This is a genomic window from Flavobacterium sp. IMCC34518 (assembly GCF_027111095.2).
Taxonomy (GTDB): domain Bacteria; phylum Bacteroidota; class Bacteroidia; order Flavobacteriales; family Flavobacteriaceae; genus Flavobacterium; species Flavobacterium praedii.
The window spans coordinates 2,244,264-2,262,783 of sequence record NZ_CP114284.2; the positions used below are offsets into that span (position 1 = coordinate 2,244,264).

Below are 18,520 nucleotides of genomic sequence, written 5' to 3' on the forward strand. Positions count from 1 at the left end.
AAACTATTTTGAATTCATTTTCAAAACACCAAAAAATATAATATAAAGTAATTGTAATTAAATTGTTTTCATAAGATTCCCCAAATCTGAAAACCAAGTTAATTCTGCCCTGAACCATTTCAGGACAAAAATCGGAGTTTTGTTTCATCTCATTTTATGCGATGAAACAAAGGATCGGGTTTTGTATTGCATTAACTTAAGAGTAAATAAATGAATTATGAATTCCTACTGTTCGTAAATCACAATTCATTAATCAAAAAAAATAGTAAAAGTATGTATGTAGTAAAAAGAGACGGCCACAAAGAACCTGTAATGTTTGATAAAATTACTGAAAGAATTAAAAAACTTTGCTATGGTTTGAATGATTTGGTAGATCCAGTAAAAGTTGCGATGCGCGTTATTGAGGGCTTGTATGATGGGGTTTCTACATCCGAACTTGATAATCTTGCTGCTGAAACTGCTGCTTCAATGACCATTGCCCATCCTGATTATGCGCAATTGGCTGCTCGTATTGCAATATCAAATTTACATTCAAATACTAAAAAATCGTTCTCAGAAACGATGAATGAAATGTTTCATTACATCAATCCAAGAACCAACCAAGAATCGCCTTTATTGGCCGAAGAGGTGCATAAAGTAATTATGGAAAATGCTGAATTTTTGGATTCGCATATTATTTATAATAGAGATTTTAACTACGATTATTTTGGTTTTAAAACACTCGAGCGTTCGTATTTATTAAAAATAAACGGTAAAATTGTAGAGCGTCCACAACATATGTTGATGCGAGTTTCAGTAGGGATACACCTTGGAGATTTAGAATCGGTATTGGAAACATACGATTTAATGTCTAAAAAGTTCTTTACACATGCAACACCGACTTTGTTTAATGCGGGTACGCCTAAACCTCAAATGTCATCTTGTTTCCTTTTGGCTATGCAAGATGATAGTATTGATGGAATTTATGATACGTTGAAACAAACAGCTAAAATTTCGCAATCTGCAGGTGGAGTAGGGCTTTCAATACATAATGTTCGTGCTACAGGATCATATATTCGTGGTACAAACGGAACTTCAAATGGTATCGTTCCAATGTTGAGGGTATTTAATGACACGGCTCGTTATGTAGATCAAGGCGGTGGAAAACGCAAAGGAAGTTTTGCTATTTATATCGAAACTTGGCATGCCGATATTTTTGAATTTTTAGATCTAAAAAAGAATACAGGAAAAGAGGAAATGCGTGCCAGAGATTTGTTCTTCGCCATGTGGACATCCGATTTGTTCATGAAACGCGTTCAGGAAGATTCGACTTGGACTTTAATGTGTCCTAACGAATGTCCTGGTTTGTATGATGTATATGGTGAAGAATTCGAAGCCATGTACACGGATTATGAATTTAGAGGAAAAGGTAGAAAAACTATCAAAGCACGTGAGTTATGGGAGAAAATCCTGGAATCTCAAATTGAGACGGGTACTCCTTATATGTTGTACAAAGATGCAGCCAATAGAAAATCAAACCAAAAAAATCTAGGTACGATTCGTTCTTCGAATTTGTGTACCGAAATTATGGAATTCACATCAAGTGATGAGGTGGCTGTTTGTAATTTGGCTTCTATCTCTTTGCCAATGTTTGTAGAGAATGGAGCTTTTAACCATCAATTATTGTATGATGTTACCAAACGTGTAACCCGTAACTTAAACCGAGTAATTGACCGAAATTATTATCCTGTAAAAGAAGCCGAAAATTCCAATATGCGTCACAGACCAATTGGTCTTGGAGTACAAGGACTAGCAGATGCATTCATTATGTTGCGTTTGCCTTTTACATCGGATGAAGCCAAAAAATTAAACCAAGAAATATTCGAAACGCTTTACTTTGCAGCTTGTACCGCTTCTATGGAAATGGCAATTGAAGAAGGTCCTTATTCTACTTTCAAAGGTTCTCCAATGTCAAACGGAGAATTCCAACACAATTTGTGGGGAATGAAAGACGAAGAATTATCAGGAAGATGGGACTGGGCCTCACTTAGAAAAGAAGTGGTGAAAAATGGAGTGCGTAATTCATTGTTAGTTGCGCCAATGCCAACGGCTTCGACTTCTCAAATTTTAGGTAACAATGAAGCATTTGAACCATATACTTCTAATATTTATACAAGACGTGTATTGTCTGGTGAATTTATCGTGGTGAACAAGCATTTATTGCACGATTTAGTAAGACTAGGGTTGTGGAATGATAACTTGAAACAAGAAATCATGCGTCACAACGGATCGGTTCAAAATATCGATGTGATTCCGCAAGACTTGAAAGAATTGTACAAAACCGTTTGGGAAATGTCCATGAAAGACATCATCGATATGTCTCGTCAAAGAGGGTATTTTGTGGATCAATCACAATCATTGAACTTGTTTATGCAAGATGCCAATTATTCAAAATTGACTTCAATGCACTTCTACGCTTGGCAATCTGGTTTGAAAACAGGAATGTATTACTTGAGAACCAAAGCAGCAGTTGATGCAATCAAGTTTACCTTAAATAATGATAAAAAACAAGAGGACCTTCCAATAACAGAGTCAATAGATGTTGAGGATTTCAAAGCAATGTTGCTCAAAGCTCAATCCGGAGATCCAGAAGATTGTGAAATGTGTGGTTCATAAGCAGAAAATAGATTAAAGATTAAAGAATAAAGAATTAAGAGAAACAGCTATCGTAATGGTAGCTGTTTTTATTTTAGGAGCTAATCCCGCTTTCCGTTTCAATCTTTTATCTCGTTAAAGAAACGAGATAAAAGGATTTCCGCTTCAATCGGGGCTAAAACACTTTCGTTTTCATAATTAAATTTGTGTAAATTTGTAGTATTCAATACTAATAAAAGGGATTATGGAAATTAAAAATTTATCTAAATACAGCAATGCAGAAAAAATTGTTCTAGCTGAGCAATTGTGGGACAGTGTTTCTAAAAATGATTTAGAAATTTCTGATGATGTGAAAAGAGAATTAGATATTAGAATTAAAAATTTAGAAGAAGGGAAAACCGAATTATATACATGGGATGAGGTTAAAAGTCATTTAAAATCTATTCGATAGTGTATAAAATTCATTTCGTAAAAGAAGCGTTATTTGATATTGAAGATATTGTTCTTTGGTATGAAGAGCAGAGAATAGGGCTTTCCTATGATTTTGAACTTTGCTTGGAAGCTGGAATTGATACTGTTTTAAGAAATCCAGAATCATTTCAAAAAAAGTATAAAAATATAAAAGTTAGATTTATTACAAGATTCCCTTATGGAATACATTATAAGTTTGAAAAAAATGAAATTATTGTTATTGGTGTTTTTCATACCTCCCGCTCTCCTAAAAACTGGTCTAAAAGGCTAGGGTTTTGAGTAATAATTTTTTTAAAATCCAATCCCCTTGAGTTTATTATATTTTACAGACCGAAGCATTGTTTATCTCGAAGATGTCGTATTCAATGAAGTCGTTTCAGCGCAGATCAATCAGTTTTTAAAGGAATATCAATTTCGTTCCGTTTTGGAGCAATACGAGCTGCCTGTTGTTAATAAAATATTGTTGCACGGCAAAACAGGCTGTGGTAAAACCATGACGGCCAAAGCCATTGCCCGAAAACTGGACAAAAAACTAATCATTGTCAATCTCTCCCGAATTGTTTCTTCCAAATTAGGCGAAACCTCCAAGAATATCGAAGGACTGTTCAAAGAAGTGCAATACGAAAGCTCGGTTTTGTTCTTCGATGAATTTGATTCTTTAGGTCAAATTCGGGATTATGATAACAAAGACAGTTCCGAGATGAAACGGGTAGTGAACTCGATTATTCAGCTAATAGATAATTTCCCCAATCGTTCGGTATTAATCGCAGCAACCAATCAAATCCAGATGATTGACGACGCCTTGGTGCGCCGTTTTGAAATGCAATTGGAATTTACAGCTCCTACCAATGAAGTTTTGGATAGTTATTATACAAAGTTGCTTACCAAATATCCTGTAGAATTTCAGAAATTCACTCGTATCTATCATATTACTTTTGCGGAAGCAAAAAATCTTTTACTCAAAGAAGTGAAAAATAATATTATTGCGGCAGAGATTCAAAAACAAAAGACTTTAGATTAAAAAAATCATAGTTTTTTGATTAATAAATAACAAGAGAATTGGAGGTTTCTTAATTCATAATTGTAAAAATAATTCCTTATATTTGAGTAAGTTATAGTTCTAGTATGTTTTGTTTGTAGTATTAAATAACGGAAAACATGGAAAATAAAAAATTTACAGTTACAGATGATTTATTAGCTTCAAGACAGCAGCGTTTCTTAAATTTACTAATTGATTTAGTCTTCGTATATGTGATTTGGATTAGTGTTGGGGCAACCATAGCTATATTTGCCGATGTTGCCAATAGCAGTGTATTAAAGGCATGGATTAGCAATATGGGCGTGTTCGAAAAAGGGATTTATTTTGCCATCATTGCTGGGTTTTATTATTATTTGACCGAACTGTATTTCTCTCGTTCTCTTGCGAAATTCTTAACCCAAACGTATGTAATTTTGAAAAATGGCTCAAAACCCAATTACAAAAGCATTTTGAAACGAACCCTTTGTAGATACATTCCGTTTGAGATTTTTTCTTTTTTAGGCGGTGAGGCAGGAGGCTGGCATGATTCAATGTCGGAAACCTACGTGGTAAAAAAACAGGAATTTGAAAAACAAAAGAAAATTATTATTTTGCCTTGATAGGTAAAAAATAGAATAGTAATCAAAAAGCGGTCAATTTTGGCGGCTTTTTGTTTTAATAGAATAATCAGATTCGATATTTACTTTATCTTTGGAGCTATTCTAAAATCAATTCTCGACTATTTTCGAGATTATAATCTAAAATCAGAATGAACTGGGAACAACTATTATCACTAAAAAGACAAGGCGACACAGGCAAAAGATTAAGAATCGAACAGGACGAAACCCGTTTGGGCTTTGAAGTCGATTATGACCGAATCATATTTTCCTCCGCTTTTAGAAGTTTGCAGGACAAAACACAAGTAATTCCGCTTTCCAAAACCGATTTTGTACACACTCGTTTAACGCACAGTTTGGAAGTTTCCGTTGTTGGGCGTTCCTTGGGACGATTGGTTGGTAAAAAAATATTGGAGAAATATCCGTATTTGCAGGAAGTTCATGGATACCAAATGAATGATTTTGGTGCGATCGTAGCCGCCGCCTCTTTGGCGCATGATATTGGAAATCCACCTTTTGGGCATTCGGGTGAAAAAGCCATTGGAGAATATTTTTCGATAGGAAAAGGTTCAAAATACAAAGATCAATTATCAGCCAAAGAATGGCAAGATTTGATTGATTTTGAGGGTAATGCCAATGGATTTTCGGTTTTAAATAGTTCACGTCCCGGTGTGGAAGGGGGAGTCAGACTTTCTTACGCCACTCTGGGGGCTTTTATGAAATACCCAAAAGAAAGTTTGCCCAAAAAACCAACTCAAAATATCGCAGATAAAAAATATGGTTTTTTTCAAACGGATAAAGTTTTCTTTCAGGAAGTCGCAACTGATATGGGTATGATTGCCAATAAAACAGGAAACGATATTGGTTTCGAAAGACATCCACTCGCTTATTTGGTTGAAGCTGCTGATGACATTTGTTACACCATAATTGATTTTGAAGACGGAATCAATTTAGGATTGGTCTCCGAAGATTTTGCTCTTGAATATTTGATCAAATTGGTGAAAGATAGTATTGATACTTCAAAATACAAAATATTAGAAACCAAAGAAGATAGAATCAGTTATTTGAGAGCATTGGCAATTGGGAGTTTAATTAATGATGCCGTCAAAGTTTTTATTGAAAATGAAGAAGCTATTATGCAAGGAAAATTTCCTTTTGCTTTGACTGATAAAAGCAAATACAAAGCCCAAATGTATGATATTATTAAGATTAGCGTCAAGAATGTTTACCAAAGCCGTGAAGTGGTAGAAAAAGAAATTGTTGGTTATCAAATTATTCAAACCATATTAGATAAATTCATTACTGCTTTTAATAATAAATACGAAGGAAGTATGTCTAATTATGATGGTTTAATCTTGAAAATGTTACCTGAAAAGCATCATTTAGAGAAAGAAAATCTTTATGAAAGATTACTTCATATCTGTCATTTTGTATCGATGCTTACAGATGGGAATGCTTTGTTGTTTTATAAAACAATTACAGCAGGAAAAAGTTAAATTATTAACTTTAAAAGAAGTAAAAGTTTTAATATTGTAAAAAACGTTTAAGTTTGTACGTAATAACTAACATTTGAATAAACTTAATTAATTTATGAAAAAAATTACTCTTTTACTCTTTTCTTTAATTCCTTTTCTTGTGTTTTCTCAATCCAATAAAGAAATAATTCAAAAATATTTAAATTCTAATTCAGCTAAGTCTGGTTTATCTGCAAAAGATGTTAGTGATTGGTTTATAGAAAGTGAAGGAACTACATCAAATTCGACAATCACCAATTGTTATGTAGTTCAAAGATATAATGGCATTGAAGTTTTTAGATCAGTTTCCGCTTTTTCTATAAAGAATGGACAAGTTATGAGAGCTGAGAAGAAATTTGTAGCCAATGTATCCAAAAAAGCAAATACATCGACTCCTTCTCTTTCTGTTTTACAAGCATTATCCAAAGCCTATGAGCAATTGAAAATTATACCAACAGAACCATTTGCTATTTTAGAAACCATAAGTAAAAATAAGTATTCAATTAGTAATGGTTTTGGGAAAGGCGAGCCAGTTTCTGCTAATTTAGTTTACTATTTGACAAAAGATAAATCGTTGGTTTTGGCTTGGGATTTTACCATAAGTACAACTGCTCCAAATCATGAGTGGAGTCTTCGTATTGATGCACAAACAGGAAAAATATTAGAAAAAAAGGATCGTATTATTTCTTGTAATTTTGATATAAAAAAGCAAAATTCTCTAATAAATATAGATGTGTTTGTAAACGCAAGTCCTTTAACATATAAACAATTGTATACTAAAAAGACTAGTATGGCCAATGAAGGGACTTACAATGTAGTTCCGTTTAATTATGAAAGTCCAAATCACTCTTCCAGAAAATTAATTTCAAACCCTGCTAATGCTAAAGCATCACCTTTTGGCTGGCACGACACTAATGGTATTTTAGGTGCTGATTACACCATAACTAGAGGGAATAATGTTTGGGCTAAAGAAGATATGGATGGGGATAATCTTGCTGGGAATAGTCCAGATGGAGGAGCTTCATTGTTGTTTGATTTTCCGTATATGGGAACAAATGTTTCAGCTTCTAGTTCATTAAAAGCAGCAACTACCAATTTGTTTTATATGAATAATGTGATGCATGATATATGGTATCAGTATGGATTTGATGAGACTAATGGTAATTTTCAGAAAAATAATTATGGAAAAGGAGCTGCAGGAAATGATTTCGTATATGCAGATGCACAAGACGGATCATCTGCTAGTCCACAAAGTATAAATAATGCAAATTTTTCATCGGGGGTAGATGGTCAAAATGGAAGAATGCAAATGTTTTTGTGGAATTATTCACCAGCAATAAAACCATTAATTGTTACAGCACCTTCTTCTATAGCAGGTAGCTATTTTGCTAGGCAGAATGGATTTGACCCCGGTCATATTGATTTGCCAATTGCCCCTTCTTTTTTGCAATCTGACTTAGTTTTGTATGTAAATGCAACAAATGTAGCTGATGAAGGTTGTTATGCGCCAGTGAATGCAGCAGCACTAAATGGCAAAATTGTCATTTTGAGAAGAGGAGGATGTAATTTTACAGTAAAAGTCAAATTTGCTCAAGATGCTGGTGCAATTGCCGTAATTGTAGTGAATAATAAAGCAGGAGAAATAACCATGTCCGGTGCTGAAGCAACCATTACAATTCCTTCTATTAGCGTGACACAAGAAGTTGGCGAAGCTTTAATTACTCAAATGCAAACACAGGCCGTTAATGTTAAACTACAATTAGAGACTAGTCCATTTGTTAATACGGATGGGGATTTTGATAATGGAATTATCGCACATGAATATGGACATGGAATTTCAACTCGTTTGGCAGGTGGACGTAATAATTCAAGTTGTTTGGATAATACAGATCAAATGGGAGAGGGATGGTCTGATTGGATAGCATTAATGATGCAATTAAAACCAGGGGATGTTGGTACTACTAAAAGAGGTATTGGGACTTATGTGTCAAGTCAATCTACAGATGGGCTTGGTATAAGAGATTATCCATATTCTACAGATAAAACAATAAATCCATTAACTTATGCCAATACAAACAAATATCAATATGTTGATACTGATGGAATAGAGCAAACAGAAGAGCACGGAACTGGAGCTGTTTGGGCTACTATTTTATGGGATTTGTCTTGGGCTTATATCAATAAATATGGTTATGATGATAATAAATATGCTGGAACCGGAGGGAATAATAAATTGATGCGTGTGGTACTTGATGGTATAAAATTACAACCCTGTAGTCCAACTTTTGTTAGCGGTAGAGATGCCATTTTAGCAGCAGATCAAGCTCTGACTGGTGGAGCAGATTATTGTATGATTTGGGAAGTTTTTGCAGCTAGAGGATTAGGAAAAAATGCTTCTGCTGGAGACGAGAATATTGGAAATGACCAGGTGGAAGATTTTACTATGCCAACTGCAGGTCCTAATTGTGTATTAGCAGTAAAAGATTTTGAGAATGAATCAGTAATGAAAATGTATCCAAATCCTACTACTGGAAGTATTACTATCAAAATAAGTCAATTTGTTGGGAAAGTTACTATACAAATTTGTGACTTAACAGGCAGAGTTGTTTACGACCAAAAAGATATCGATTTTGAAGGCAACAAATCTTTGGATTTAAGTGCTTTGTCTAAAGGGATTTATGTTGTTACCGTTAAAGGTGATGGTTTGAATTATGTTGAAAAAGTAATTGTTAACTAATACTTTTAATTTATAATACAAAAAAAGAGTCTAGAAATAGGCTCTTTTTTTTTGGTTTAAAAAGTATATTCGAGTCCAATTCCCAATACTTGTTTTAATTGTACTTTTGGACCTTCGTTTATTTTTATTCCATTTTCTTCTTTGATGACATCAATGTCTTCGTCATAAATTAAATTCCATCCAATATTTGCTTTTACATACTGGTTAACTTTTAAATCGGCATGAAATTGCCAATCGACATCAATATTGCCAAAATTATGTAGATAATCGGTGTATAAACTCAAGCGGTTTTTAATTGTAATATTCGTAAAAATCTCTTTCTCAAAAGAGCTAGTTACTAAAATACCCAGCTCCGTTTTAGATTTTTTACCCTTTGATATTAAATTTCCTTGTGCATCATAAATTGCTTTTCTAACACCATAAGCTCCAGCATTGGCTAAAGTTTGATCCAGAACTGCTGTGTTTTTTAATGTTAAAGGTGATAAATAGACATTTAGTTTTTCTGGTTTATAAATATACTCAGAACCAATTCCTAAGAAAGTGTAGGCAGGAGCAAAAGGTTTAGAAATTGGATTGTCGGTATCGGGATAGTTATATCCGTTAGTGAATTGGGTATTGAAGTTGAATTTAGCGGAATGATACCAATTGGATAAAGAATCTTTTCTGAAACCATAAGTAGAGTTGATTCTAAAAACATCATCTGTTTTTCGGAGTTCAGTACCTTCTTGTTTGTTTAATCCATATCTAAAAATAAGTTCGTTTGCCCAAACTTGATAATCATCCTTATAATCTCGCTTAAGATGTCCTTTTACTAGTCCTGTAACAGCACTTGTTCCCCCTGCGCTCCAGTTGACAAAAGCAATCTCAGAAATATCAATTCCTAAAGTGTTTTTATTTGTCCAATTTGAAATACTATCTGGTTTGGAGGTTATTATGGTAGTAATGGGTTGACCAGTTTTTATAGAAATGGTATCCATTTTACTTGTGATTATTCTTATTTGAGCGATACTGCTAATTGAAAAGAATAGAAATAGAATTGCAATCGGTTTGGTTAAAAAGGTCATGGCGTGGAGCTGTGGTATTTTAAAGACGCAAATTAATTAATTTCAGTAACTTGAGAAAATGATTTTCAAACTATCAACGGAAATTTCGCAATATTGTTGTAATTCATCAATCGAACCCTGCTCAATAAATTCATCAGGTATTCCTAAAAGTTGCATTTTTGAATTGTAATGATAGGTCGCTGCAAATTCCAGAATTCCAGTTCCGAAACCTCCTTTTATGACGCCATCTTCAATAGTTATTATGGATTCAAATTGGCTAAAAATAGTATGTAGTTCGTTTTCATCCAAAGGTTTTACAAATGGAAAATCATAATGGGCAAAATTTTCTGGATGTGCTATTTTAGACAAGGCCAAAGTGACATTATTTCCAATTGCGCCAGTTGATAAAATAGCAACTTTTGCCCCACTTTGGAGTAATTTTGCTTTTCCAATTTCTATTTTTTCGTATTTCCCAAGATAGGATGTTTCCCAATCTCTGATAACACCTCTACCTCGAGGATAACGAATGGCAATAGGATGATTTAAACCCAATTGGGCAGTATATAAAATGTTTTGTAAGTCAATTTCATTTAAAGGAGCGTAAATAATCATGTTTGGAATACAGCGTAAATAAGCCAAGTCAAAAACACCGTGATGTGTAGCTCCGTCTTCGCCAACGAGACCAGCTCTGTCTAGACAAAAAATGACAGGCAAATTTTGCAAAGCCACATCGTGGATCACTTGGTCATAAGCGCGTTGTAAAAAAGTAGAATAAATATTGCAATACACAATCATTCCTTGTGTAGCCATTCCAGCAGCCAAAGTTACGGCGTGTTGTTCAGCGATGCCCACATCAAATGCGCGTTTTGGAAATGCATCCATCATAAATTTCAACGAGCTTCCGGATGGCATTGCGGGTGTAATTCCAACAATTTTTTCATTCTTTTTGGCCAAATCCAAAATGGTCAGTCCAAAAACGTCTTGGTATTTTGGAGGTAAATTTTCTTCTTGTTTTGGAATGATTTCTCCAGTTGAGGCGTCAAATTTACCAGGAGCATGGTATTTCACCTGATTTTCTTCGGCTTGTTGAAGACCTTTGCCTTTGGTTGTAATGATATGTAAAAATTTTGGCCCTTTTGTTTGTTGCAAACGCTTTAATTCTTTGATTACTGCAAAAATATCATTGCCATCAATTGGTCCCGAATAATCAAAATTCAGTGAGCGAATCATATTATTCTGTCTCGGGTTTTTTCCCTCTTTTACGGATGTGAGGTACTTTTTGAGAGCGCCTACACTTGGGTCAATTCCAATAGCGTTGTCATTTAGGATAACCAATAAATTAGCATCAGTTACTCCAGCATGATTCAAACCTTCAAAGGCCATTCCTGAAGCGATTGAGGCATCACCTATTACTGCAATGTGCTGTTTTTCGAAATCGCCTTTTAAATTGGATGCAATTGCCATTCCTAAGGCAGCTGAAATAGAAGTAGAGGAGTGGCCTACGCCAAAAGTATCGTAAATGCTTTCGCTTCTTTTTGGAAAACCTGAAATCCCTCCCAATTGTCGATTGGTATGAAAAATGGTTCTTCGTTCGGTCAGGATTTTATGTCCATAGGCTTGATGACCGACATCCCAAACCAATAAATCTTCGGGTGTATTGAAAACATAATGCAAAGCGATCGTGAGTTCGACTACACCAAGACTAGCGCCAAGATGCCCTTCTTTGGTGGCAACAATATTGATGATGAAATCACGTAATTCTTGTGCCAATTGTGGAAGTTGTGCTTCGTCAAGCTGGCGTAAATCAATCGGGGAATAAATCTGTTCGAGTAAGTTGCTTTTCATTGTAGTTTAAAAAGCGAATTTACGGTTTTGTTTTCTATTTTTGTACGGCAACTTAATAATTCCCTTTCTGGGACTTGGGGACTTATGGAAAACATTTTTACGGACGAGTACTTTATGAAAAAAGCTTTGCAGGAAGCTGAAATGGCTTTTGATAAAGGCGAAATTCCTGTGGGTGCCGTTATTGTGGTCAATGACACAGTAATTGCCAGAAGCCATAATTTAACCGAATTGTTGAATGATGTGACCGCCCACGCCGAAATGCAAGCCATAACCGCCGCAGCCAATTTCCTTGGCGGAAAATACTTGAAAGATTGCACGCTTTATGTTACGCTCGAGCCATGTCAGATGTGTGCGGGTGCTTTGTACTGGAGCCAAATTACCAAAATTGTTTATGGCGCCAGCGACGACCACCGTGGTTTTGTAAAAATGGGAACACAATTGCATCCCAAAACAGTTGTCGTTCGAGGGATTATGGCGAATGAAGCTTCGGAATTGATGAAACATTTTTTTGCTGAGAGAAGGAAATAGTCTTGTTAAACTGAAAATCCCTAGCCCAGATTACTTCATTTAATATTTATTTTTCATAGGAATTCAGTGAACTTCGTTTGAAGTGAAAATCCTTATGTGCCGGTGTTCGGCATATAAGATTGTAACGAATAGCTGGACACGAGTGAAACGAACTGGCGAAGCAAAAAGCTCCTAAAAAATACCTTTAAAAAATAATTTACCTCCAAAGAATTTTCTTCTTAAAAAATTAATTAAAATACTATACTTTTACTACAATATAATGAGTGCTTTTGCAGTTATCGTTTTAATTGTAAAATGTTGCTATAATTTTAATTTGTAACCCATTAACTCTAGATAAAAGTGAAAACAAAAGGATTAATTTACGTGTTTTGTGTGTTTTTTTTGTTTCAAGCGTGCGGTAAAAAATCTGCTGCCGATTTTAATTCCGATTTTTCATTATTCAAAGAGTATATAGTCAGTTTTACGGGGGGGATAGTCTCAGCACAATCGGACATTCGTGTGGTTTTGGCTTTCGATACCAATAATTGGAAAGTCAATCAGGTTTTAGACGATGATTTATTCGATATTTCTCCGAGTGTCAACGGAAAAGTGATTGCGCTTTCTAGTAATACCATTGCTTTTATTCCTGAGAAAAAATTAGAATCGGGCACCGAATATCAGGTGACTTTGCACTTGGATAAGCTAAATCCAAAGGTTGTCGAAAAAGATAAAACACTTTCCAATTTCAATTTTACAGTGAAGACCATCAAACAGGATTTTGTTGTCAATACGCTCGATTTGCAATCATACAGTAAAGATTACCAATATTTGAATTGTGTACTGAAAACCGCAGACAATATGGATTTTGAGTCGGCCAAGAAGTTAGTGGAAGCTGAGCATAATGGAAACGACTTGAAAATTATTTTTGAAAAATCAGCAGCGGTTGGGAAAGAATTCAAATTTAGAATTGATAGTATTCAGCGATTGGATTCCAAAAGTAATCTTGAGATAAAGTACGACGGAAACGATTTTGAAATGGACCAAAACGGGACCATTGATTTTCCGATTACGGCGCTAAATGAGTTCAAAGTCATAAAAACGGAGATGAGTGAAGGAAACAATCAATCCTTGACTATCAATTTTTCGGAACCATTGGAGAAAGGTCAAGATTTTAAAGGTTTGGTGGCAATTCAGAACACTAATAATTTAAAATTTTCTACTCAAGGTAATTTGTTAAAAGTGTATTTCAATAATGAGAGAGCCATTGAAAAAACGGTTGAAGTAGTTCCTGAAGTAGTTCCTGAAGATGTTTCGTCAGATTCTACTGCTGTTGTTTCAGATACTGTCGTGGCAGAAGAACCAGAGGAAGTTGCCGTTGTCGAGCCTGAGCCAATTGTGGATTCACAAAAACTTACTGGAGAATTGCTGTTGGAAGTTTTTCAAGGCATAGAAAGTGAATACGGTAAAAAGCTGAATGAAAATTATTCTGAAAAAATTTCATTTGATGAAATAAAACCCAACGTTCGCTTTATCAAAAATGGAACTATTTTGCCAAGTTCCAGTAATTTAAAACTCAATTTTGAAGCTGTAAATTTGAGTGCGGTTGATGTCAAAGTATATAAAATTTACAAAAATAACATTCTTCAATTTTTGCAGGATAATGAGTTGAATGGTACTCAAAATCTAAAAAAGGTATCGCAACCTATTGCTAAATCAACGCTGAATTTAAAGGAAAGTAGTTTGGTTAATTTAAGCAAATGGAACACTTTTGCATTGGATTTGTCCAAAATTATTACACCTGAACCCGGTGCTATTTACAGAGTAGAGTTCTCTTATAAAAAAGCGTACTCTTTGTACAAATGCGAAAACTCAGAAGCGGATAATACTGATACTGAGGAGGCAGAAGAAGTAGATGAAAAAGACGTAAATTACAGTGAAAACTCTTATGATGATTACTATTATGACGATTATGAATGGAGGGAAAGTCAAGATCCTTGTACGAGCTCCTATTATTATAATGCCAAAATAGGAACGAATATTTTGGCCTCGGATGTTGGAGTAATAGCCAAACGAGGAGATAATAAATCCTATTTATTTGCCGTAAGCAATATTATTACAACCGAACCCATTGCAAATGCAAGAGTAGATTTGTACAGTTTTCAACAGCAAAAAGTAGGCACAGCAGCAACAAGCAGTGAAGGTATTGCCAGTTTTCAGTTGGATACTTTTGCCTATTTTGCGATTGTAACTTACGGAACGCAATCCACTTATGTAAAGCTTGACGATGGTCATTCTTTATCGGTAAGTAATTTTAATGTGTCTGGAGAAACCTTGCAAAAAGGACTCAAAGGATTTATATATGGGGAACGTGGCGTTTGGCGTCCTGGGGATAATCTGTATTTGTCTTTTATTTTGAATGATGCTTCGAATAAAATTCCATTAGGGCATCCTATAAAATTTAGATTAGCCGATCCAAATGGGAAAGTAACCTATCAAACGGTTCAAAAATCGAATGAGTTGAATCATTATGCGTTTACTGTTCCAACTGAAAATGATGCACCTACCGGAAATTGGGAAGCAATGGTTAGCGTGGGTGGTGCGAAGTTTTATAAAAGTATAAAAATCGAAACCATCAAACCGAATCGTTTAAAAATAAAAAATACTTTCAAACGAGCAGTACTTTCATCTTCGTATCCAAATACCAGCAATCTCGAAGTGACTTGGCTTCATGGGGCCGTGGCTAAAAATTTGAATGTCGAAATGCAAGCTAAATTTTCACAACAAGCAACGACTTTCAAGAATTATGAAAAGTATGTTTTTGATGATTTGGTTCGAAAATTTAGCACCGAAGAAGTTACGGTTTTCTCTGGAAAATTGGATGCTAATGGAAAAGCGAATGCTGTTATAGATCCAAAAATTCAAGGAGAAGCACCGGGTATGCTGAAAGCGTCATTTATTACCAAAGTGTATGAAGAAGGCGGTGATTTTAGCACCGATGTCATAGCTACGACCTATTCTCCGTACAGTACTTATGTGGGTATAAAGTCACCCGAACCCAACAAATACGGAATGCTGGAAACCCGAAAAGTAAATCAATTTGATGTGGTTACGGTTGATGAAAATGGAAAGCCCAAAGCAGTCAAAAACTTAGAAGTGAAAGTTTATAAAGTAGAATGGCGCTGGTGGTGGGATGAATCGAGCGATAATTTATCAAATTATAATTCGGATGATGCTACGACTTCGTACAAAACTTTTACAATAAACACCGATGCTAGCGGAAAAGGAAGTGTGCGTTTTGCCTTAACCGATGAAGAGTGGGGACGTTATTTAATTCGGGTTTCAGATGAAGTTGGTGGACACGCAACGGCATTGACGGTAAATATCGATTGGCCAATGTGGTCTGGAAAAACTAGAAATACCGATGCTTCAACGGCGAATATGTTGGTTTTTTCTACTGATAAACAAAATTATGCCGTCGGTGAAAATGCTCAAATTTCGTTCCCGTCGAGTGAAGGGGGGCGTGCTTTTATATCAATCGAAAATGGATCGAAAGTATTGCAAACGCTTTGGGCTAAGACCCAAAAAGGAGAAACCAAAGTGACTATTCCGATTACTGCTGCAATGGCGCCGAATGTGTATTTCAATATTACGTTGTTGCAACCACATGCTACAACCAAGAATGATTTACCAATCCGTATGTATGGAATTGTACCAATCGAAGTGATTGACAAGAATACGATTTTGACACCCAAATTGGTAATGCCGGATGTGTTGCGTCCTGAACAGTCATTTGCAATAAAAGTGAGTGAACAATCCGGAAAAGCAATGACATACACCATTGCCATTGTAGATGAAGGATTATTGGATTTAACCCGTTTTAAAGCGCCAAATGCTTGGGATAGTTTCTATGTTCGGGAAGCTTTGGGTGTAAAAACTTGGGATATTTATGACGATGTGATTGGAGCGTATGGCGGAAAAGTGAATCAGATTTTCAGCATCGGTGGTGACCAAGATTTAGGTGGTGGAAAAGCTAAAAAAGCCAATCGTTTCAAACCGGTTGTAATTTATATGGGGCCTTTTAAATTAGAAAAAGGACAAACCAAAACCCATCAAGTGAAATTACCGAAATACATTGGTTCTGTAAAAACAATGATTGTGGCTGGCGATGCAACTACAAGTGCGTATGGAAGTGTCGAAAAAGCAACACCAGTTCGCAGTCCGCTAATGGTTTTGGCGTCGTTGCCGAGAAAAATTTCTCCATCTGAGAAAGTGACGATTCCTGTTACTGTTTTTGCAATGGAAAAAAACATAAAAAATGTTACGGTTCAGATTAAAACGAATAATGGATTAAAAGTTATTGGCAGTGCCACTCAAAAATTGTCATTCGCTCAGCCTGACGAAAAAATGGCTTATTTTAATTTGGCTGTGGGTTCTATAACAGGAATCGGAAAAGTGCAGATTGTAGCGACTTCAGGCAAGGAAAAATCAGTGTACGATGTAGAGATCGATATGACGAATCCGAATCCAGTGACCAATACGTTCACTGATGTGATTTTGGAACCAAATAGTACTAAAACTATTTCGTGGAAAACATTTGGTGTTTCCGGAAGTAATAAGGCAAAATTGGAGGTTTCCTCAATGCCAACTATTAATTTAAATGGACGATTGCAATATCTGATTCAATATCCTCATGGCTGCGTTGAGCAAACGACTTCGTCTGTTTTTCCGCAATTGTACTTAAATGATATTGCCGATTTGGATGCTACGCGTCAGCAATTAATTCAAAAAAATGTGACCGCTGGAATTACTCGATTAGGAGGTTTTCAATTATCGAATGGGGGAATGTCATACTGGCAAGGAGGAACCGTTGCCGATGATTGGGGTTCTTCGTATGCTGGACATTTCATGATTGAAGCAGAGAAAAAAGGGTATTTCTTGCCAATCAATTTCAAATCAAAATGGATTTCGTATCAGCAAAAAGAAGCGAAGCAATGGCGATTTATGCCGAGTTATGGAAATGATTTGGCGCAATCGTATCGCTTGTACACATTAGCATTGGCGGGAGCACCCGATTTATCTTCGATGAACAGATTGCGTGAAACCAAAGGCATTTCGAATGAAAGTAAATTGCGTTTGGCTTCGGCTTATGTATTGGCAGGACAAAAAGCAGCAGGTTTGACGTTGTTGCTAAATACTTCTATAGATGATAATTCGAATTATAATTATTACTATTATGGTTCTAATGATAGGAATCGTGCAATGGCTCTCGAAACATTGTTATTGCTTGGGCAAAAGCAAAAAGCATTTGCAATGGCAACAAAATTGGCCAAAGATATGTCTAGTGACCAATGGATGAGTACGCAAACTACGGCTTATTGTTTGTATGCAATGGCTAAATTTTCTGTTAGTAATGGTCCAAAAGGAATCAATGTTCAGTTCAGTAAAGACGGAAAAGCACAATCAATTAAAACGATGAAAACCATCGCAGACCGAAGTTTGGTGGTCAAAACGGGTTCGAATAGTGTGACTCTAAAAAACAACAGAAAGAATAGATTGTTTGTTCGTGTGCTGAATACAGGAATTCTTCCAATTGGACAAGAAAAAGCGATTCAGAGTAATGTTTCGGCTTCGATTTTTTTCAAAAACAGAAAAGGAGGCGTTATCAATGTGTCTAAAATTAATCAAGGGACAGAATTTGTTGCTGAGGTAACCGTTAAAAACCAGAAAAATGAGCACGTAGAAAATGTGGCGTTGTCACAAATTTTGCCTTCTGGTTTCGAAATTGTAAATACGCGTTTCACAGATTATGGAGACGCAACCAATAATGTTGCCGATTATATTGATATTCGCGATGATAGGACCAATTTCTATTTTGGATTGAAAGCGGGAGAAGTGAAAACCTTTAGAATATTACTGAATGCCTCTTATTTAGGAACCTATTATCTGCCGGGACTGCAATGTGAAGCAATGTATGACAATACATTTTTGGCTAGAACGAAAGGGTTTTGGGTTCAAGTGGTGAAATAGAAGATGGTAAAATGGCCACGGATGACACGGATGCAACGGAATTTAACAATAGTCTAATCATAAAGAATAGAATCCGTGTAAATCAGTGCAATCCGTAAAATCTGTGG

11 protein-coding genes are annotated in these 18,520 nt (G+C 35.5%); 9 read left to right on the forward strand and 2 right to left on the reverse strand.

The genetic code is table 11. The features are described 5' to 3' along the window. The first annotated feature begins 273 nt into the window (after positions 1-273). From OZP06_RS09500 to OZP06_RS09530, 7 genes are all read left to right on the forward strand, one after another. Positions 274-2,655: a ribonucleoside-diphosphate reductase subunit alpha gene (locus OZP06_RS09500; protein ID WP_269221656.1), complete on the forward strand. Its 2,382-nt coding sequence runs from the start codon at positions 274-276 to the stop codon at positions 2,653-2,655. Positions 2,656-2,878: 223 nt separating this feature from the next. Continuing rightward, entirely contained in the window at positions 2,879-3,085 is a 207-nt protein-coding gene (locus OZP06_RS09505) for an addiction module protein (protein WP_269221657.1), read from the forward strand. Further along, positions 3,085-3,384: a type II toxin-antitoxin system RelE/ParE family toxin gene (locus OZP06_RS09510; protein ID WP_165688824.1), complete on the forward strand. Its 300-nt coding sequence runs from the start codon at positions 3,085-3,087 to the stop codon at positions 3,382-3,384. Before OZP06_RS09505 ends, OZP06_RS09510 begins: the two co-directional genes overlap by 1 nt. A gap of 28 nt (positions 3,385-3,412) precedes the next feature. After that, positions 3,413-4,126 (forward strand): ATP-binding protein, encoded by a 714-nt coding sequence (locus tag OZP06_RS09515; RefSeq protein WP_269221658.1) that lies wholly within the window; start codon positions 3,413-3,415, stop codon positions 4,124-4,126. 137 nt (positions 4,127-4,263) lie between these two features. After that, positions 4,264-4,743: an RDD family protein gene (locus OZP06_RS09520; protein ID WP_269221659.1), complete on the forward strand. Its 480-nt coding sequence runs from the start codon at positions 4,264-4,266 to the stop codon at positions 4,741-4,743. 149 nt (positions 4,744-4,892) lie between these two features. Continuing rightward, positions 4,893-6,236 carry a dGTP triphosphohydrolase gene (gene dgt / locus OZP06_RS09525; RefSeq protein WP_281323645.1) on the forward strand — a complete coding sequence of 448 codons (1,344 nt, stop codon included), beginning with the start codon at positions 4,893-4,895 and terminating at the stop codon, positions 6,234-6,236. A 94-nt stretch (positions 6,237-6,330) separates the two neighbouring features. Next, positions 6,331-8,991 carry a T9SS-dependent M36 family metallopeptidase gene (locus OZP06_RS09530; protein ID WP_281323646.1) on the forward strand — a complete coding sequence of 887 codons (2,661 nt, stop codon included), beginning with the start codon at positions 6,331-6,333 and terminating at the stop codon, positions 8,989-8,991. Between the two features lie 56 nt (positions 8,992-9,047). Here OZP06_RS09530 and OZP06_RS09535 read toward each other — a convergent pair whose 3' ends face one another. Together OZP06_RS09535 and OZP06_RS09540 are read right to left on the reverse strand one after the other, a co-directional pair. Beyond that, complete coding sequence (locus OZP06_RS09535; protein WP_269221662.1) at positions 9,048-10,055, reverse strand: DUF3078 domain-containing protein; 1,008 nt, start codon at positions 10,053-10,055, stop codon at positions 9,048-9,050. 42 nt (positions 10,056-10,097) lie between these two features. Then, positions 10,098-11,879: a 1-deoxy-D-xylulose-5-phosphate synthase gene (locus OZP06_RS09540; protein ID WP_269221663.1), complete on the reverse strand. Its 1,782-nt coding sequence runs from the start codon at positions 11,877-11,879 to the stop codon at positions 10,098-10,100. Between the two features lie 84 nt (positions 11,880-11,963). Here OZP06_RS09540 and OZP06_RS09545 point away from each other — a divergent pair, with 84 nt between their 5' ends. After that, on the forward strand, positions 11,964-12,407 hold the full coding sequence (locus tag OZP06_RS09545; protein WP_269224588.1) for a nucleoside deaminase: 444 nt from the start codon (positions 11,964-11,966) through the stop codon (positions 12,405-12,407). 339 nt (positions 12,408-12,746) lie between these two features. Further along, entirely contained in the window at positions 12,747-18,413 is a 5,667-nt protein-coding gene (locus OZP06_RS09550; protein WP_281323647.1) for an MG2 domain-containing protein, read from the forward strand. The last annotated feature ends 107 nt before the right edge of the window (positions 18,414-18,520 follow it).